The organism is Parabacteroides sp. KHUB-03 (assembly GCF_056640975.1).
The window spans coordinates 2079823-2099249 of sequence record NZ_CM153257.1 but is presented as its reverse complement, the minus strand read 5'-3'; the positions used below and the strand labels follow the sequence as shown (position 1 = coordinate 2099249).

The 19427-nt window shown below is 41.4% G+C and carries 14 protein-coding genes; 12 read left to right on the top strand and 2 right to left on the bottom strand.

The window, feature by feature from the left end; genetic code table 11:
- Position 1: 1 nt before the first annotated feature.
- From ACYIB7_RS09040 to nhaA, 4 genes are all read left to right on the top strand, one after another.
- Positions 2–220: a hypothetical protein gene (locus ACYIB7_RS09040; protein WP_103982068.1), complete on the top strand. Its 219-nt coding sequence runs from the start codon at positions 2–4 to the stop codon at positions 218–220.
- Positions 221–223: 3 nt separating this feature from the next.
- A complete protein-coding gene (locus ACYIB7_RS09035) occupies positions 224–820 on the top strand; it encodes an IMPACT family protein (RefSeq protein ID WP_455628402.1) in 597 nt (198 codons plus the stop codon).
- A 281-nt stretch (positions 821–1101) separates the two neighbouring features.
- On the top strand, positions 1102–2313 hold the full coding sequence (locus tag ACYIB7_RS09030; RefSeq protein WP_103982066.1) for a cation:proton antiporter family protein: 1212 nt from the start codon (positions 1102–1104) through the stop codon (positions 2311–2313).
- Positions 2314–2369: 56 nt separating this feature from the next.
- Positions 2370–3716: a Na+/H+ antiporter NhaA gene (gene nhaA / locus ACYIB7_RS09025; RefSeq protein ID WP_099465520.1), complete on the top strand. Its 1347-nt coding sequence runs from the start codon at positions 2370–2372 to the stop codon at positions 3714–3716.
- A gap of 13 nt (positions 3717–3729) precedes the next feature.
- Here nhaA and pbpC read toward each other — a convergent pair whose 3' ends face one another.
- Positions 3730–6066 (bottom strand): penicillin-binding protein 1C, encoded by a 2337-nt coding sequence (gene pbpC / locus ACYIB7_RS09020; protein ID WP_480338468.1) that lies wholly within the window; start codon positions 6064–6066, stop codon positions 3730–3732.
- Between the two features lie 154 nt (positions 6067–6220).
- Between pbpC and ACYIB7_RS09015 the strand changes: the two genes are divergently transcribed.
- Positions 6221–11752: an alpha-2-macroglobulin family protein gene (locus ACYIB7_RS09015; RefSeq protein ID WP_480336825.1), complete on the top strand. Its 5532-nt coding sequence runs from the start codon at positions 6221–6223 to the stop codon at positions 11750–11752.
- Here ACYIB7_RS09015 and ACYIB7_RS09010 read toward each other — a convergent pair.
- The gene (locus ACYIB7_RS09010; RefSeq protein WP_103982064.1) at positions 11739–12212 is read right to left on the bottom strand and encodes a GAF domain-containing protein; all 474 of its coding nucleotides are present in this window, start codon (positions 12210–12212) and stop codon (positions 11739–11741) included. The genes ACYIB7_RS09015 and ACYIB7_RS09010 overlap by 14 nt on opposite strands.
- A 76-nt stretch (positions 12213–12288) precedes the next feature.
- Between ACYIB7_RS09010 and ACYIB7_RS09005 the strand changes: the two genes are divergently transcribed.
- The 7 genes from ACYIB7_RS09005 (at position 12289) to rpe (ending at position 19422) form a co-directional block, all read left to right on the top strand.
- A complete protein-coding gene (locus tag ACYIB7_RS09005) occupies positions 12289–13644 on the top strand; it encodes an MATE family efflux transporter (RefSeq protein WP_480336823.1) in 1356 nt (451 codons plus the stop codon).
- Positions 13645–13690: 46 nt separating this feature from the next.
- Complete coding sequence (locus ACYIB7_RS09000) at positions 13691–14332, top strand: cytidylate kinase-like family protein (RefSeq protein WP_103982062.1); 642 nt, start codon at positions 13691–13693, stop codon at positions 14330–14332.
- Positions 14333–14714: 382 nt separating this feature from the next.
- A complete protein-coding gene (locus ACYIB7_RS08995; RefSeq protein WP_103982061.1) occupies positions 14715–16010 on the top strand; it encodes a hypothetical protein in 1296 nt (431 codons plus the stop codon).
- A 33-nt stretch (positions 16011–16043) separates the two neighbouring features.
- Positions 16044–17639 (top strand): OmpP1/FadL family transporter, encoded by a 1596-nt coding sequence (locus ACYIB7_RS08990; protein WP_103982060.1) that lies wholly within the window; start codon positions 16044–16046, stop codon positions 17637–17639.
- A 204-nt stretch (positions 17640–17843) separates the two neighbouring features.
- A complete protein-coding gene (locus tag ACYIB7_RS08985; protein WP_099465418.1) occupies positions 17844–18437 on the top strand; it encodes an RNA polymerase sigma factor in 594 nt (197 codons plus the stop codon).
- Between the two features lie 77 nt (positions 18438–18514).
- Positions 18515–18691, top strand: coding sequence for a hypothetical protein (locus tag ACYIB7_RS08980; RefSeq protein ID WP_199163430.1), 177 nt, complete (start codon positions 18515–18517; stop codon positions 18689–18691).
- Positions 18692–18771: 80 nt separating this feature from the next.
- The gene (gene rpe / locus ACYIB7_RS08975; protein ID WP_103982059.1) at positions 18772–19422 is read left to right on the top strand and encodes a ribulose-phosphate 3-epimerase; all 651 of its coding nucleotides are present in this window, start codon (positions 18772–18774) and stop codon (positions 19420–19422) included.
- The last annotated feature ends 5 nt before the right edge of the window (positions 19423–19427 follow it).

Sequence of the window (19427 nt, the reverse complement as noted above, 5' to 3'; positions counted from 1 at the left end):
AATGAAGAATCCCATTCAAATGATAAAGCAATGTGCCGAGAAGGATGAACCTTACTTCGTGTTGCGCGGACAGGATATCTGTGCGCTTCCTGCTATCGAAACCTATTTTGAAGCTGTGAAGAAGCACGTAAAAGATCCTTATTTTATAGAAGAAATTGAAGAGATAATGAAAGACTTTCGCGCTTATCGCGAAGAACAAAAAACACATATACCTGATTAATTTATGGCAAACGACAGTTACAGAACCATCAAACAAGTAGCAGAAGGATATTATACGGAAAAGCGCAGCCGCTTTATTTCGTATGCTATTCCGGTGCGTACGGTCGATGACGTGAAGATGCAACTGGAGCAATACCGTAAGCAATACTATGATGCCCGCCACGTATGTTGGGCTTATATGCTTGGAGCAGACCGTCAAACCTTTCGTGCCAATGATGACGGCGAACCCTCGTCTACGGCCGGTAAGCCCATTCTTGGGCAGATCAATTCGAACGAACTGACAGACATCCTTATCATTGTAGTCCGCTATTTTGGAGGAATTGAGCTGGGCACCAGCGGGCTCATTGTAGCTTACCGCACAGCCGCCGCCGAAGCCATTGCTGCCGCCGAAATAGAAGAACGAACGGTAGATGAAGATATTACCGTTGTCTTTGAGTATCCCTACCTGAACAGTATCATGCGCATTGTAAAAGAAGATAATCCGGTGATTATCTCCCAACACTTCGACATGGACTGTGAAATGACACTCCGTATCCGTCTGGGAGAAGCAGAACGTCTCAAGAGCCGCCTGCTTAAGGTGGAAACAGCCCGGCTTCTATGAACCGGACCTCTCCACTGTGGCTATTCTATGTTTTGCACCGTAGGGCACGGAGTCATCTCCCTACCTGGGGGGATAACTTCTCCCTACCTGGCGGGATGATTTCTCCCTTACTAGGGAGATAAATTCTCCCTAGTAAGGGGGATTGCTCAGTACCGTACGCTGCGAACCTCTTCACAGCCTAAAGCGAAAGCGTAGGGAGGGGAGAGTGGGGAGCCCTTTGGCTAACCGTTATCAACAAAACTTATATATCAATTGTTTCAATTAATAAAATAGATTTGCGAATGAAAAAAGTACTATTGTTTTCTTTCTTTTTAGTGTCAGGATTGGTTGTTTCACAAATATTGCCTTCTCTGGCAGGTGATAACTATTCATTGGTAAAGACAGTGTCTAATACCTTTCTCTTTGTTTGTCTGTCATTCATTATGATTAATGTAGGCCGGGAGTTCGAGATTGATAAGACACGCTGGAAATCATATACCGAAGACTATTTCATCGCAATGGCAACGGCTGCTTTTCCCTGGATATTTGTGGCGTTATATTATATGTTTATATTGCTTCCCGAAATGTATTGGGGGCAATGGGACGCCTGGAAAGAGAATTTATTGCTGAGCCGTTTTGCCGCGCCTACTTCTGCCGGCATCTTGTTTACCATGCTGGCTGCGGCAGGACTAAAGGCTTCGTGGGTGTACAAGAAAGTGCAAGTGTTGGCCATCTTTGACGACCTCGATACTATCTTGCTGATGATACCTTTGCAAATAATGATGATAGGCTTACGTTGGCAGTTGGGCGTTATTATCCTGGTCGTTGTGCTTTTGCTTATTCTGGGATGGAAAAAAATGGGTTCGTATAATGTGCGCCAGGATTGGAAGGCTATTTTGACCTATGCCGTCGTTACTTTTGCCATAACGCAGATTATTTATCTGGTCTCTAAAAAGATGTATGGTGAAGACGGCAGTATTCACATAGAAGTGCTTCTTCCTGCATTTGTTGTAGGTATGATTATGAGACATAAGCATATCGATACAAAGGTAGAACATCGTGTGGCCGATCTTATTTCTTACCTTTTTATGTTTCTTGTGGGTGTCAGCATGCCGGTATTCCTGGGTATTGACTTTGCGGGACAGTCGTCCGAAGTGGCCACTATTACGGGGGCGCAACCCATGATGTCATGGCCTATGATTATTTTGCACGTAGTGGTTGTTTCTTTCCTGTCTAATATAGGAAAACTGTTTCCTATCTTCTTTTATCGCGAACGGCGCAAGCGTGAACGCCTGGCGCTTTCGATAGGTATGTTTACCCGTGGAGAAGTGGGAGCCGGGGTTATCTTTATAGCATTAGGTTATAATTTAGGAGGTCCCGCCCTTATAATTTCCGTGTTAACTATTGTGTTTAATTTAATATTAACAGGTATCTTTGTCGTCTGGGTAGAGAAACTTACACGCAGCGCATATAAACTGGAGCAAGCAGAAAAAGCCGAAGCTGTGGGTTGTTAGAAAAACATACGGAGATGCATCCGCCCAATGGTGTATCTCCGCATAATTTATTTTTTATGGACCGTACTATTCATGTTATCCTTAAACCGTTGCGCCGTTTTGCCATACAAAAAACGAACGCTAGTCTGTTGCTGTTTATGGCCACTGTTATAGCCATGATCTTAGCCAATTCCCCTTGGGAGGGTACGTATCACCAATTATTATCTTTTCCGATCAATTTGCAGGCTTGGACATTCAATTTCTTTTCGCACCAGGGAGAACCGATGTCCATGTTAGCTTTTGTGAATGATGCCCTGATGGCCGTCTTTTTCTTTGTGATTGGCCTCGAAATCAAACAGGAGATACTGATAGGGGAACTATGTTCCGTACGGAAAGCGTTGCTTCCTGTAATTGCGGCATGCGGAGGTATGATAGTTCCGGTTCTGTTTTATATACTGGTATGTAGTTCCGGGCCGGAGGCCAGAGGTGCTGCAATCCCGATGGCTACAGACATAGCTTTTGCTTTGGCTGTTTTAGGATTATTGGGCAAACGGGTGCCGCTGAGTATGCGTATTTTTCTTACGGCTTTGGCCGTAGTGGATGATATAGGTGGGATTATTATTATTGCTTTATTTTATAGTGGCGAGATTGCTTCCGTGCCGTTATTGATATCTATTGCTATTTTGGCATTGCTATATGTTGGCGGTAAACTCGGGATTCATAATAGTCTGTTTTATTATGTGGCCGGCTTTATTGTGTGGTTGTTATTTCTGGAATCGGGGGTTCATCCTACTATAGCCGGGGTATTGGTGGCATTTACGGTTCCTGCACGTCCGGTGGTTAAGCTGGATGATTTTACTTGCGACATGACCGGGTATTTGGATATGCTGGATTATACGGAGGTGAAACAGTCAAAGCAAGCGGCGGTGTTGACTCCGACTCAAATCCAGGTACTTAATAATATCCATTCTTTGGCGGATAAGACAATCAGCCCGTTACAGAGTATTGCCGATAAGCTTCATCCGTTGGTAAATTACCTGATCCTTCCTTTGTTTGCATTTGTTAATGCCGGAGTGACCTTTGGCAATATTCAGCCGCAGACGTTGCTGAATGTTCCGTTGGCAGTGTTGGCCGGTTTGTTTGTTGGTAAGACAGTGGGAATATTCTCCTTTTCATATCTGTTTGTTAAATCCGGCATTGTTTCTATGCCCACAGGAATGAGTAAACGGACACTTCTGGGTGTGTCTATGTTGGGAGGAATCGGTTTTACGGTGGCCTTGTTTATTGCCAACCTTTCTTTTGGTTCGGATACGCCTGTAGGCATTGATCTTTTGAATCAGGCTAAACTTGGTGTGTTTTCCGGATCGTTCATTTCCGGTTTATGCGGTTATTTGTTGCTGAAGAAAATGTTACCTAAAGAGTAATAATACCTTCCTGTTATTTTACTTCAAACATAATCTTTCGTTGATTACCTGAGTTGTCAATGAGGGTGAGAAGATGCTTTCCGGCAGGTACGATGCAAGCAATCTGATGATTCCCGGTTGTTTCCCCCAAATAAGACTTGTCCAGGTGCCAGTATATTGTTGCCTCTTTACGGGCATGGGCGGCTTTGAATACAAATTTCTCTTGTTGACCTGAAAAGCCCTTTGGCAGGAATAGTACGGCATTATGTTCCGGATAAATCAGTTCTATTTGGCGGCTTTGTACTTGTTCGCATCCTGGTTTAAACGGAGGAAGCGGGATATAATCTATGTGGTAGTTTTTATAATAATATTCTTGTGAAGGTGGTAATATGAACCATGAGCGTGTAATCATATTGTTTATCGATTCACATGAACTGTTTACTCTGTATTTGCCATTTGCAGAAAGATGTACCAGTTTATGATAAGGACATATTGTTGTATTGTTACCGGAACGTGGTATATATAGTGTGTCAACCTGTTCACATATAGCAGAAGCTTTGTGGCCGCTATGCCTGCAAATAGCAACTTGTTCCATTTCGTCGTAAGGCATGTCGAACCAGTCGTTGCCCGGGAGTAGGGAGAACAAGTCAAATAATACAGGGGCGGCATTTCCTACTCCTGTCAATCCCGGACGTCCTTCCCCTGACGCATTTCCTACCCAGACACCTACCGCGTAATGAGGTGTGAAGCCTATAGCCCATGCATCCCGCCCTCCATAGCTTGTTCCGGTTTTCCACGCAATTTTTTTCATCGATTCAAATTGTTGCCAGTCGGCTTCTTCTTCCGGACGGTTTAGGGCGGACATGGCTTCTGCCGTAAACCATAAAGAGGCAGCAGAAAGGGAAGGGATGTCTGTCAGCCTTTTATCAGTAACGTATTGTACGGGATTTCTTTCTATTACGGGAAAAGGACTTAAAGGATGTATGTCGGCAGCATTATATCTTCCGTTATATTTCCGGTAATGTGACAACACTCGCGATATGGAGGCATATATGCCTGTAAGGTCCCATAAAGTACCTTCGGCTCCTCCCAGGATCAGGGAGGCTCCGTAATGTTCTTCGGGAAAACGTAAGGTCGTCATTCCCCATGTTTTCAGTAGTTGCATAAAGCGTCCGGTGTTGTATTGGGATAGCATTCGTACTAACGGCACATTTAGAGAACGTTCTATTGCAACATGTGCAGGAACGGCTCCGTAGAAGGTTTTATTGAAATTCTGGGGCATGAATCCGTTTATATTTAAAGGGACGTCCGAAATCAGAGTTGAGGGTAAAATTAATCCGTCATGTAACATTCCGGCATAAAGTAAAGGTTTTAATATACTACCGGTGCTACGTGGCGAGGTAATGATATCTACCTGATTTCCTTTCTTATCATCGCCTTTGAGAGTAACATTCCCGGCGTATGCTATTACTTCTCCTGTTTCTACATTGGTAATAATGGCTGCTAAGTTGTTAATATGGTTTGAACTATACTCTAAGGCATAACGGTTTACCATTTCTTGCACTTGCTGTTGTAATGTTTGTTTTACCGACGTGGTGATGCGCTCACCCGGCATATCCGCTGCCAGCCTTTCTAATAAATGAGGTGCATCATTGGGCAACGGTAGAGGAGCATCCGGTAGAGGTTCCATGCAGGATAGTTCATATTCGGTACTGTCAATGATATTTTGGTTTACTAACAAACCAAGAAGCTTGTCTCTTTTATCTTTGAGTTGTTTACGGTTACGTCCGGGATGAATCATTGCCGGTGAGTTTGGCAATACAGCCAATGTTGCATATTCTGCCCATGATAAATTATCGAGACTCCGTCCGAAATATCGCCAGGCTGCGGTTTCTGCTCCGATTACGTTCCCGCCGAAAGGGGCATGAGAAGCATATAGATTTAATATTTCATTTTTGCTGTAGATTGTTTCCAGAAAAACAGCCCAACACATTTCTATTCCTTTTTCATAAAAAGACCGTTGTTTGTTTCCTCTGGCAATACGTGCTAGTTGCATGGTAAGGGTGCTCCCTCCGCTTATAATACGTTTGGCCTGGCTGTTCAGTTTGAGGGCACGTGTTATCGCTACTATGTCTACTCCCGGATGATAATAGAATCTTTTGTCTTCGTAAGTTATCAGACATTTGGCGAATTTCTCGGGTAGTGAGTCTGTTGCAGGAAACCTCCATTGTCCGTCAGGTGCAATACGTGCTCCTAACAAGTTCCCTTCGGCCGAGTAAAGTAGTGTAGAATAGATGTCAGGAAACAGAGTGCGCGGAACAATAATATACATGATCCCCCATAGAATACCCAAAAGTGCAACGAGGCTCATAAGTAGTTTGACAGGTCTGCGTTTTATGTTTTTGTAGAACATCTTTTTATTCTGATTAGGACGCTAATATATGGATTTTTCTATTTTTAGATAGACTGATTAAGAGAAAAGATTATCTTTGTCATAGACAGTATTTACGTTAATATCAATCGTTATGGCAAAGTATCTGTACTTGATTTGTTCTTTATATCTTCTTACATTGTTTTCCGGTTGTAATACGAAGAATAGTGATAACGGAGAATTGGCATTCAGTCCCTATGTAGAAGCTTTTACTTCTGGTAAAATATCGAGATATGCTCCCGTGTATTTGATTCTTAATCAAGAAGTCCCGGCTGATAAAATGAATGCGGAACAGTTAAATAAACTGATTCGTATAAAACCGGAAGTAAAGGGTGCTTTTTCTTTCGAGAATGGGCAGACTATAGTGTTTAGACCTGCTAAAAACTTTGAACGCAATACGGCATATAAAATCACTGCAGATCTTTCCGAGTGGTTTGATGCCAAAGGAAAAGACAGGTATTTTACTTTTAAATTCTCTACAAACCCGCTTACCTTTCGGGCTAATGTGGAGTCAATAAATGTGAATGCTAAAAATGAGAATGGATATGATGTTGTGTGCACTTTGTATACACCTGATAAAGAAACACCCGAAACTGTTGAGGCTCTGATTCGGTTTTCGGAAAAAGTAGAGACTGTCTGGCTGCATAGCCCGGATGGTAAGAAGCATCAGGTTTCCTTAATGAATGTAGCAGCCGGTACTGATGGTGCACGTAAACTGGTTGTTTCTGTAGCTCCCAATAAATCTGATGTTCAGGAAGATGATCTTTTGTCTGTTGATATTCCCTCAGTGAACGATTTCTCTGTGTATAGTGTTAATTATGTTTCCGAACCGGAGAAATATGTAGAGATTGCTTTTACCAAGTTATTGGATATAACGCAAGATATGCAGGGACTTGCCTTTATAGCCGGTAATACATCGGAGACTGTGAGTATGGATGGCAATAAACTTCGTTTATATCCGGATGCCCAGCGTGAAGGTGTGCTTAATGTTCATTTAAACAGGGAAATAAAGAGTAAAAGCGGTTTGAAGCTGGGACAGGATGTTGTCCGGCAAGTTGATATAAATACTTCATTGCCCGCCGTTCGTTTTATTGGAAATGGGGTTATTATTCCCCAATCAACGCAACTGACTGTTCCTTTCCAGGCAGTATATCTTCGTGGTGTGGTAGTACGTGTAATTAAGGTATTGGAACAAAATATCGGTCAGTTTCTACAGGTGAATAATCTGAATGAAACTTCGGATCTTATGCGGGTTGGCCGCTTGGTTGCGCGAAAGACTATTTTTTTAGACGATGACGCTTCCCTGGATATTTCCAAGTGGAATACTTTTGCTATTGACCTAAAACAACTGATACAACCTGAGCCTGGAGCTATTTATCGGGTCGAATTGTCTTTTAATAAAGAATTGTCCGCTTATCCTTGTGACGGAGGAACGAAAATTTCAAAAGAACAAATATTGGCAGAGGATGAGATAAAGTTCAAAGAAGAATGCAGCCGTTTTGATGATGGCGGTTATTATTATTACAATGGAGATTTTAACTGGTCGGATTATAACTATAACGAACGGAATAATCCTTGTTCCAACAGTTATTATTATAATAAGGTAACAGGAAAAAATATACTGGCAACCAATCTTGGCCTTATGGCTATGGCCGGCGGGGATAATGAAATGACTGTCTTGGTGCACAATATAGTAAGTACGCATCCCGAAAAAAAGGTAGACGTAGCAGTTTATAACTTTCAACATCAGGTTTTAGCCAAAGGCGTAACGGATGATAAAGGTTGTGCGAAATTGAAACTTGCTTCCGGCAAGCCTTTCTACCTGATAGCCTCTTTAGGCAAACAGCGTTCGTATCTTCGTGTGGATAATGGATCGGCTTTATCGTTGAGTTCGTTTGATGTATCGGGAGAAGTGATACAGAAGGGGATTAAAGGTTTTATTTATGGAGAACGGGGCGTGTGGCGTCCGGGTGATACGTTGCATTTAGGTTTTATGCTGAATGACGGTTTGAAACAATTGCCGGCTAATCATCCTGTTGTTATGGAACTATATAATCCGTTAGGACAACTTTATACCCGAAAAACACAGACACAAGGCGTGTTGGGAACTTATGTGTTTGACATGCCCACCGAACCGGATGCTCCGACAGGTGCCTGGAATGTAAATGTTAATGTGGGAGGTGCTACTTTTACAAAACGGCTACGTATTGAATCCATAAAACCGAACCGTTTAAAAATAAACCTAACGATGCCGGAGAAGACTTTGTTGCGTAACGAACCTATAGATGCCCATTTACATGTGGAATGGTTGCAGGGAGCAACAGCCCGCAATTTAAAATATGATATACAAGGAACGTTTATCCCGGCACCTACAAGTTTTACGGGATATAAGGATTTCTACTTTGACGATCCCTCCCGGGTATTCAATAGTGAAGAAAGCAAATTGATTTCCGGTACTACGGATGGAAATGGGAATGCGGTTATTCAAGCCCGTTTCGAGGCGGGAACTTCTGCTCCCGGAATGCTTATGGCAAACTTTGTAACACGGGTATATGAAGAATCGGGCGACTTTAGTATTGATGCTAACCGGATGCTTTATTCTCCATATCGGCGATATGCCGGAATCAAGTCTCCGCAACAAGAGAAGGAACAGTTGAATACCGGAACAGAATATACATACGAGGTTGCTTCGGTTGACTATTTAGGTAATCCGCAATCTAATACGGAGCTGGAAGTTTCTATATATAAAGTATACTGGTATTGGTGGTGGAGTTCGGACAATAGCGATTTGGCAAATTATGTTTCTGAGTCATATAACAAACCGGTTAAGAATTTCACGGTTCGTACCGGGACAAACGGTAAAGGGCAGTTCAAACTCTCATTTAATGACGAACAATGGGGAACTTATTTTATTTCGGTTAAAGATAAAGATAGCAAGCATTCTACCGGTGTGATGAGCTATTATGACTGGCCTTACAATGAAGGTCGTCGTAATGCCGACGGTAGCCAGGCTGCAACCATGTTGAGTTTTAAGACTGATAAGGATAATTATACTCCGGGTGAGAAATTGATTGTTACTATACCTTCTTCCAAAGGGAGCCGTGCTATTGTGAATATTGAGAATGGAAGCCGTGTACTTTCTACTATGGAATATGAATGTGGCGATGGACAAACTATCATTAAGCTGGATGTTACGCCTGAGATGCAACCTAATGCATACGTGTATGTTACATTATTGCAACCGCACGGAATTACGCAAAATGACTTGCCAATCCGGTTATATGGAGTAGTTCCGTTTACAGTTACTTCTCCTGAGAGTCATCTTACTCCGGTAATTCAAACACCGGATGAAATAAAGCCAGAAAGTAATTATACGGTTGTTGTTTCAGAGCAAAGCGGTCGCGAAATGGCTTATACGTTGGCTATTGTGGATGAAGGGCTTTTGGATCTTACCCGTTTCCGTACACCCGAACCATGGAAAGCTTTTAATGCGCGTGAGGCTCTGGGAGTCAATACCTGGGATTTATATAACTATGTGCTGGGAGCTTATGGCGGACGTATTGAACAGTTGTTTAGTATTGGTGGTGACGATGCTTTGAATAAAGGCCCGAAAGCGATTGTAAATCGCTTTAAACCAGTAGTACAGTTTGAAGGACCCTTCCTATTGAAGAAAGGGCAGAAGCAATCTCATTCTTATAAGATGCCAAATTATAACGGACGGGTAAAAGTGATGATAGTAGCCGGTAATGGTGAGGCATACGGCCATGCTGATAAAACTGTGATGGTGCGTAAACCGGTGATGTTGCTTGGAACTTTGCCACGGGTAATTGGCGTAGGCGAAGAGATGATAGTTCCCGCCACTGTTTTTGCCACCGAAGATGGTGTGGGAAATGTGGATGTTTCTATTTCTTGTTCGGATAATATGCTGGTTGTGGGAGAGGATGCAAAGATTTTGAATTTTGGTAAGAAAGGAGATAAGCAAGCTCAGTTCCGTATTCGTGTGAAAGATACTCCGGGGGTTGGACATATTACGATTACGGCGGTTGGCAAAGGTGATAAATCTGTATATGAAGCCGATATTGAAATCCGTTCCGTACGGCGTTCTCAAACCAAAGTAATTCCTGTTACGCTGGATGCCGGAAAATCATGGAAAGAAGCAGTTAAATTACCGGGAACTGACGGTACAAATACATTGACCCTGGAAATGTCGGATATACAGCCTGTTAATTTGTCTGCGCGTCTCGGTTATCTTCTTGGTTATCCGCATGGTTGTATTGAGCAGATTATATCAAAGGCATTTCCACAATTATACCTGGAGGAATTTGTGTTTCTTTCGAAAGAACAGGAAATTTCTACCGAGAGCGCTGTAAAAGAGGTGCTGCGCCGTTTGCGTTCATATCAAACTGTAGATGGAGCTTTCTCTTATTGGCCGGGCGGAACCAGTACGAATGGATGGGGCACTGTTTATGCTACCCATTTTATACTTTCTGCCGAAGCACAAGGTTATCTGGTGCCTGAATCTGTTAAACGTAATGTTTTGAATAACCTGCGAAGAGTGGCCCGGGATTGGAAACCGGTTCAATCCTATTATCAACGTTCGGAAGAGATGACGCAGTCTTATCGTTTGTATGTGTTGGCTCTGGCTCAACTTCCTGAAGTGGGAGCTATGAACAGACTGAAAGAAAATACTTCATTGTCTGCTGTGAGCCGCTGGATGCTTGCTTCGGCATATGCTTTGATTGGCCGTCCGGATGTTGCCAATACTTTAATATCTAAAACTACAAATTTGAAAATGGACTATTCCGAATATGATTTGACGTTTGGCAGTGATCTGCGTGACGATGCAATTCGTCTTATGACGCTCTGCTTGCTTGATAAAGGTAAAGAAGCTGCCGGTATGGCAAATGAAATTTCAAAATCTTTATCTTCGGATGAATGGTTGAGTACACAAAGCACTGCATTTGCATTAGTTAGTTTGTCCGAATATGTAAAACGTTACCAGGTTGGTGAAACAATGGATTTTTCTTATTCCTGTGCCGGAAAATCGGAAAAGGTAACTAGTCCCAAGAATATATGGTCTGAAGTATTATTGAAAAAAGCCTCTTCTTCTGCTTCTTTGGAAATTAAGAATACGGGTAAGTCTACTTTGTTTGCCCGTGTTATCATGGAAGGAATACCTGAACAGGGTAAAGAAGAAGCATATTCAAATGGTATAACAATGGCCATTAGCTATGTTGGTATGAATGGCCGTCCGGTAAATGTGGACAGTCTGGAACAAGGAACGAATTTTGTTGCTGTTGTGACTATAAAGAACCCTGCGGCACGTGGCTTTAATAATTTGGTACTTACCGAAATATTTCCTGCCGGATGGGAAATACTTAATACGCGTTTCTTGAATGAAGGTGCAACAAGTGTACAAACGGTAGGAGTTAGTTATCAGGATATTCGCGACGATCGTGTATATAGTTACATTGATAATCTGCCTTCAGGCCGACAAGTGACAGTGAAAATTAATCTATGTGCTGTTTATCCGGGACGTTTCTATTTGCCGCCTGTATATTGTGAGGCTATGTATAATAATTTGATTCGGGCTAATACAGCCGGTCGACAGGTCAGTGTACAATAAGATTGCATATTTTTTCCAGACAGGCTGAATCTGTTTCGTCGAAACTGTTCAGTTTGTCACTGTCTATATCCAATACGGCTATAACTTGCCCTTCTTTAATGAGGGGTACGACAATTTCCGACTTTGAGGCTGAATTGCAGGCTATATGTCCCGGAAACATATTTACGTCGGGAACAATAATTGTATGTGCTTCTTTCCATGCTGTGCCGCATACGCCTTTTCCGTATTGGATTCGTGTACAGGCAACAGGTCCTTGAAAAGGAGATAATACCAATTGTTCGTTTTTTACAGTGTAAAACCCAACCCAAAAGAAATCGAAAGTCTGTTTTAATGCAGCTGTAATGTTGGCCATGTTGGCGACGAAATCAGTCTCTCCGTCTACCAGTGATTTAATTTGTGGAAATAAAGTTTTGTACTGATCCTCTTTATTACCTTGCCTGATGATTAATTCTTCTGCCATATTTTATAATCCATTATACAAAAGCAAAGGTAAAAATTAAGTCTAAAAGTGTGTATCTTTGCAGAAAATATAATATATGGCAAAACAAAACTCTCCTTTGGTATTAGGTACCGAGCCTGTCGGTAAGTTACTGACCCAGTATGCAATTCCGGCCATTATAGCGATGACAGCTTCTTCTCTTTATAATATGGCAGACAGCATTTTCATAGGACATGGTGTTGGTCCGTTGGCTATTTCTGGTTTGGCTTTAACTTTTCCGTTAATGAATTTAGCAGCAGCTTTTGGTTCGCTTGTTGGCGTCGGAGCTTCTACTTTGGTATCTGTTAAGTTGGGACAAAAAAATTATGAAGGAGCCAATAAGGTTTTGGGAAATGTACTGATGTTGAATATCCTGTTAGGGGTTACTTTTACTTTTGTTTTTCTCTTTCTGTTAGATCCGGTTTTATATTTTTTTGGAGCCAGCGAAAATACGATTTCTTATGCGCGCGATTATATGCGGGTTATTTTATATGGCAACGTTGTTACTCATATGTATCTGGGATTGAATGCTGTACTTCGTTCTTCGGGTTTCCCTAAGTTGGCAATGTATGCAACATTGGCTTCGGTTGTAATAAACTGTGTTTTGAATCCTCTTTTTATATTTGGTTTCGGATGGGGCATTGAGGGTTCGGCCTGGGCTACGGTTATTTCTCAGGTGATTTCACTGATGGGACAGTTTATTCATTTCTCAAAACCGAAACAGTTGATTCATTTTCATCGTGGCATATTTCATTTGAGATCAGAAATTGTAAAAGGAATCCTATATATAGGTATGTCCCCTTTTCTGATGAATATGTGTTCGTGTCTGATTATAATTTTGATAAATAGAGGGTTGAAAGAATATGGAGGCGATATGGCGATTGGTGCGTATGGCATTGTAAACCGTATTGTTTTTCTCTTTATTATGATCATAATGGGTTTCAACCAAGGTATGCAGCCTATTGCCGGGTATAATTTCGGAGCCCGCCAGTTCCATCGTGTTACGGAAGTAACTAAACTGACTACTAAATGGGCTGTTGGAGTAGCTACTTTTGGATTTTTATTATGCCAGTTGTTTCCTTCACTGATCGTACAGTTGTTTACTGTGGATGATGAATTAATTAATGCTTCCGTGTATGGTTTGCACATTGTGTTTGCTGTATTTCCGATTGTAGGATTTCAAATGGTGGCAACAAACTTTTTCCTTTCCATAGGTATGTCCAAGAAAGCTATTTTCTTATCACTTACCCGTCAGTTGCTGTTCCTTGTACCTTGCTTGATTATCCTTCCCCGGTTTTTCGGGACACTCGGAGTGTGGATCAGTATACCGGTGGCCGATGCAACTGCAACTATCGTAACGGCTATTGTTTTGGTGAATCAGTTTAGAAAATTTAAACGTATGCCGAAAGAATAAAAAAAATTGTATCTTTAACGCTGTAATATTTTTAACGATTTACTCTATGGATAATAGGATAGTATTAACCATCGGCCGGCAGTTTGGAAGCGGTGGACGAGAAATAGGACAAAAACTGGCAAAATCTTTGGGCATTGCCTATTACGATAAAGAATTGTTGTCCGTAGCGGCAAAAGAAAGCGGATTGTGTGAAGATGTATTTGAGCAGGCTGACGAACGTGCTTCAAGTGGCTTGGCCTATGCTTTTACAATGGGCTATTCGTATATGAGTATGTTTACTCCTTTCAATGATATTTTGTCTAACGATGCACTATTTAAGTTGCAAAGTGATGCCATCCGGAAGTTGGCCGAGACCGAATCGTGTATTCTGGTCGGACGTTGTGCCGATTATATCCTCCGTGATGATACTGCATGTATCAGTTTCTTTGTCCATAATACAATGGAAAATCGTATTCAGAGGATTTTGGAGAGTCAGCAAATTACTGTAGAGCAAGCGAAAGAATTGATAGTTAAAACGGATAAATCCCGTGCCGCTTATTACAATTACTATACAAATAAAGCTTGGGGCGTCGCTTCTTCGTATAACTTTTCCATAGATGCTTCTGTATTAGGTATTGACGAAACAGTGGCCTTTATGAAGAGTTTTGTTGAAAAGAAGCTCAGTATGAAACCACCGCATTTCGGATAATTTATTTATTCCATCTTCTGTATTTTTTCAAGTCGTTTATCAATACCGGCACTGAGGTCGGTCGTAATAAAGCTACCATTCATATTTTTAACTCATCCCGATGATTTTTACAAAACATCCTGATCATTTTCAAAAATCATCGGGATGTTTTGCAGCGAAACGTTCTTCTTATGCATCTTAAATTGTAGACAGCGTGTATTGTCTGTGATAGATAGTTAAAGTATATATAAATGCTTTGATTCCATTAATAACAGGCTATATTTGTACCTATAGTGCAAGGTGTTTATTCTTTAAAAAGAAATACTAGTTAAACCATCGGGATGGTTCAATGTCTAAAATATAAATATCGATTAGGAATATATAAATGAAGAGGAGAAAAAATATGAAACCCATGAAATTAACATCTGTGATAGTTATGCTTCTGGTGACTTTCAGTGTTGCTGCCCAGGAAGAATTCTTTGATGATGTGTATTTCTCTTCAAGCAAGAATAAGAAGAAAGAAAAAGTAGAAGAGAAAAACGTAATACAAACAAAGAGAGAAGTCGCATCTTCAGCCACCTCAGCTTATGGTGCAAGCAGGGATGTGGACGAATATAACCGTCGTTACACTTCTGTAGATGTAGACGAACCTTATAATGATGACGATGAATTTACGGAAAGTGATGTTGTACAAACAAAAGCTGCTCCCGAACGTCGTTCCGATACGGAATATACAGAACGTATTATTCGCTATCATTCACCTAGTAAAATTACAATAGCTGGTGCCGATCAGGTTGATTTGTATTTGAGTGACGGATATTATGGTTATGGCTATGATACCGATTATTCAGATGGAAATGCAAATGTAAACTTCAATATCAATATAGGTAATAGCTGGGGTAACCCATGGTATGGCGGAGGCTGGTATGATCCTTGGATTGGTTACAGTCCTTGGTGGACTTACTCCTCATGGTATGGACCTCGCTGGGGCTTTGGTTGGGGCGGATTTTACGCCGGTTGGTCAAGCCCGTGGTATGGTGGTTGGTATGATCCATGGTATGGTCCATCATGGGGATGGGGCGGCGGCTACTGGGGTGGCCATTGGGGACACCATCATCATTATCCGTATTATGCAACTCCATATACGAAATATAATAACGGACGTACTTCTGGCGGCAGAAGCTATGCCGGTACAAGCACATATAACGGACGTACTTCCAATGGAAGAAGTTATGCAGGCGACCGTTCTACTTCTTCTTCATTAAGAGGAAGTTCTACGACGGGACGAAGTAGTTCGGGACGTGTATCTTCATCTGACAGATCCGGCACATATTCAAGAAGCGGGGCTTCCGGAGCCGGCAGCAGATCCTCTATAGGACGTAGTTCTTCATCATCATCCGGTAACCGTTCGTCATCAGTGAACTCCAGCCGTTCACGCGTGATTGAAAGAAGTAGCAGCGCTGGTCGTTCTTCGTTCAGCCGTCAATATACAGCACCGAGCCGTACTTATAATAATAATCGTTCATATAATAATAGTAGCCGTTCATCATCATCCGAAACCAGAAGTTACACAGCTCCTTCCCGTAGCAGTGGTTCTTCCATAGGTTCTTCAAGTGGTAGTTTTGGTGGTAGCCGGTCAAGTGGCGGTAGCGTTAGGTCAGGAGGTGGCGGAAGCCGTTCCGGTGGTGGCCGTAGATAGAAAGGATATCAGGTTGATTAAATAGAGAATAAGATGAAAAAGATATTGATCGTAATGTCGGCACTCGCTTTATATAGCAGTGCCGCTTTCTCACAAGGCGAGTTAGATGCTTTTAGATTTGTTCAGAATGATCTGAACGGAACAGCGCGTTATTTGAGTATGGGTGGTGCGTTTGGTGCTTTGGGCGGAGATATTTCGGCAATGCATAGCAACCCGGCTGGATTGGCAATTTATCGTAGTTCCGAAATTGTTACAACGTTAAGTTTGTCCAGTGTTTCTGCCAAATCTGATTGGCTGGGTAATAAAGTTGATAATAGCCGTACGAGAGTAAATTTTGACAATATAGCTTATGTGGGTTATTTCCCGACCTCCAATGATGCAGGTCTGGTGAGCTGGAATGTTGGTTTCTCTTACAATAGGGCAAAAAACTATAGCCGTAATTATACTATGAGTACCGGCGGCGGACTGAACACATCCCTGTCCGATTATATTGCCGAGTTGTCAACGCGTTTAGCTCATCGCTCTCCTGGTTTTATTGCAAACGACCTGAAAGACGGAAAAGGGCTTGACCCGTATGCTAACGATCTGCCGTGGATGTCTGTTCTTGGCTATAATGCCGGTTTTATGAATCCTATCGGAGGTGATAGGAGTAGAGAGTTTTCCAGCTCTTATATAAATTCGGGAACAGGAGAATGGCTGAAGCAGACGGGAGCCGATTTGAACGTGACGGAGAGAGGTGCAATTGATCAGTATAATATAGCTTTCGGATTAAATTTTTCTGATGTTTTTTTGTTGGGAGGTACGTTGGCTATTACGGATTTGAATTATGATTATTCTTCCTGGTATAATGAAGTATTTACGGATGACAGTAATCTGAAACTGGAAAATTCCCTTAGCACGGATGGTACAGGTTATTCTTTTAATATAGGAGCCATTGTTCGTCCGTCAGACTATTTCCGGTTAGGCGTTGCATATAATTCTCCTGTCTGGTATAAGATGACAGATTATTTTTACGCAAAAGGTTCTTCGCGTGTGATGGGGGGCGATCAGTGGGCTACTACCCCTGATGGTGCATATTCGAATTACCAGTACCGTTCTCCTGATAAATGGTTGTTCAGTGCTGCTGCAATTATCGGAAAGTATGGGTTAATCAGTGTTGATTATGAGCTAACCAATTACAAGAACATGAAAATGTATTTTGAAAACGGTAATGAAAACCTGGAAACAAATACGTATATAAAAGAAGATTTTGGTATTGGAAATACTTTACGTGTAGGCGCGGAAGCCAGAATAACACCTCAGTTTTCGGTACGCGCGGGTTATGCTTGGAGCGGTAGTCCGGTAAAAGCTGATTTGAGAGACCAGAAAATTGAGACAGTTACTGTAGGTACTATTCCTAACTATACGATAGACCGGGGTGTGAACAATTATACAATAGGTCTTGGTTATCGTTTTACACCTAACTTCTATGCCGATTTGGCGTATGTGTATACAGTACATAAAGAAGATGCTTATAATTTCTCTAATTTATATCCAATGGAAGATGGTGATATTGAAATCCTTAATCAGGGAGCAACTTTGAAAACAAATACGACGCGTGTGGCTTTGACATTGGGCTATAAGTTCTAAAAAGCCATAGTTAGTTCAGAAATGTCCCCTATTTGTACGTGAAAAGTACAGGTAGGGGACATTCTTTTTATAAAAAGAAATGAAAAACTTGCCTAATTAAAATAGTTTTTGTTCTTTTGCTTCCATAATAAACATTGTATAACATTAAAACTTCACAGCCTATAGCATAAACGTTACTCAAGGAAACTTAAAATAAGAAAAGTAATGAGTACATTAAAAATGATGACCGACGAAGATCTGGTTGTCCTTTATGCGCAAGGTGATAATGCTGCATTCGATGTTTTGTTAAGTCGTTATAAAAGCAGCATCCATTCCTATATTTACTTTATAGTACGCAATAGAGATCTTACGGAAGATATTTTCCAGGAGACCTTTGTAAAAGTTATTATGACTATTAAGCAAGGCCGGTATACAGAGAACGGGAAGTTTAAAGCATGGATAACGCGTATTGCCCATAATCTGATTATTGACTATTTCCGTCAGGAACGTAGCGAAAATACAGTCTCCAATGATGAGGTTGAAGTAGACCTTTTTAATAATATAAAACTTTGCGATGGAACAATCGAAGATAATATTGTACGTCGTCAGGTTCTTTCGGATGTGAAAAAATTGGTTAGGCATTTGCCTGATAGTCAGCGTGAAGTGTTGGAAATGAGGTACTATCAGGATCTCAGCTTTAAAGAAATTGCTGATATAACCGGTGTAAGTATCAATACGGCTTTAGGACGTATGAGATATGCTATCCTGAATATGCGCCGTATGGCGGATGAAAACAGCATAGAATTATCTTTGGTATAATTTGATAAAATAATATCATTTCGTGCAATAAGTGGAACAAGGTAACGTTTTAATATCAAAAGAAAAAACAGTTGCCTATGAAAAGACTTTCTACTCAATGTATGAATGAAGCGGACAATAAAGCCAAAAAGAACCCTGATGACAAGAACAGCATGCCTCGCAAGCAAACGCTGGATTTCCTTAGTCAGTTTGCAAGGGTTTATCATGCAGAACCTCTGTTGAGAGCAGACCTCTGCGGTTTAGTAATGAATTAAAGAATTAGAGAAAGAGAACATTTATTATGTAAGTGTTCTCTTTCTTTTTATGTACCTTTGCAAAAAACAAAAGAGTATTTATGAAACATTTAATAGCACCCTCTTTATTGTCTGCGGACTTTATGCATTTGCAGGAAGAGGTAGAAATGATAAATAATAGTGATGCAGACTGGTTACACTTGGATATTATGGATGGCGTATTTGTTCCGAATATCTCTTTTGGCTTTCCTGTGCTTGAGGCATTGAAGCCTATCTGTAAGAAACCAATGGATGTTCACCTGATGATAGTTGAGCCTCAGAAGTTCGTCAGGGAAATTGCAGCTATAGGTGCGTATATGATGAATGTACATTATGAAGCAAGTACGCATTTGCACCGTACGGTGGCAGCAATTAAGGAAACGGGAATGAAAGCGGCAGTTACTCTAAACCCGCATACTCCGGTTTGTCTATTGGAAGACATTATCCAGGATGTGGATATGGTATTGCTTATGTCTGTTAATCCGGGTTTCGGAGGACAGCGTTTCATTGAACATACAGTGGAAAAAACGGTCCGTTTGAAAGAAATGATAACCCGTAAAGGTTTGAATACTTTAATCGAAATAGATGGAGGCGTTAATATGGAAACCGGAAAACGACTGTTAGATGCAGGTGCAGATGTCTTAGTGGCAGGTAGTTTTGTTTTTAAATCTCCTGATCCGTTACAGACGATACGGGATTTGAAAGAATTATAATAAAA

Bases quoted from the DNA above. Each gene is read 5' to 3' on its own strand.
- ACYIB7_RS09015 (WP_480336825.1), top strand. From the start codon at position 6,221: ATGGCAAAGTATCTGTACTTGATTTGTTCTTTATATCTTCTTACATTG.
- ACYIB7_RS08985 (WP_099465418.1), top strand. From the start codon at position 17,844: ATGAGTACATTAAAAATGATGACCGACGAAGATCTGGTTGTCCTTTAT.
- ACYIB7_RS08995 (WP_103982061.1), top strand. From the start codon at position 14,715: ATGAAACCCATGAAATTAACATCTGTGATAGTTATGCTTCTGGTGACT.
- rpe (WP_103982059.1), top strand. From the start codon at position 18,772: ATGAAACATTTAATAGCACCCTCTTTATTGTCTGCGGACTTTATGCAT.
- pbpC (WP_480338468.1), bottom strand. From the start codon at position 6,066: ATGAGCCTCGTTGCACTTTTGGGTATTCTATGGGGGATCATGTATATT.
- ACYIB7_RS09030 (WP_103982066.1), top strand. From the start codon at position 1,102: ATGAAAAAAGTACTATTGTTTTCTTTCTTTTTAGTGTCAGGATTGGTT.
- nhaA (WP_099465520.1), top strand. From the start codon at position 2,370: ATGGACCGTACTATTCATGTTATCCTTAAACCGTTGCGCCGTTTTGCC.
- ACYIB7_RS09010 (WP_103982064.1), bottom strand. From the start codon at position 12,212: ATGGCAGAAGAATTAATCATCAGGCAAGGTAATAAAGAGGATCAGTAC.
- ACYIB7_RS08980 (WP_199163430.1), top strand. From the start codon at position 18,515: ATGAAAAGACTTTCTACTCAATGTATGAATGAAGCGGACAATAAAGCC.
- ACYIB7_RS09005 (WP_480336823.1), top strand. From the start codon at position 12,289: ATGGCAAAACAAAACTCTCCTTTGGTATTAGGTACCGAGCCTGTCGGT.
- ACYIB7_RS09035 (WP_455628402.1), top strand. From the start codon at position 224: ATGGCAAACGACAGTTACAGAACCATCAAACAAGTAGCAGAAGGATAT.
- ACYIB7_RS08990 (WP_103982060.1), top strand. From the start codon at position 16,044: ATGAAAAAGATATTGATCGTAATGTCGGCACTCGCTTTATATAGCAGT.
- ACYIB7_RS09000 (WP_103982062.1), top strand. From the start codon at position 13,691: ATGGATAATAGGATAGTATTAACCATCGGCCGGCAGTTTGGAAGCGGT.
- ACYIB7_RS09040 (WP_103982068.1), top strand. From the start codon at position 2: ATGAAGAATCCCATTCAAATGATAAAGCAATGTGCCGAGAAGGATGAA.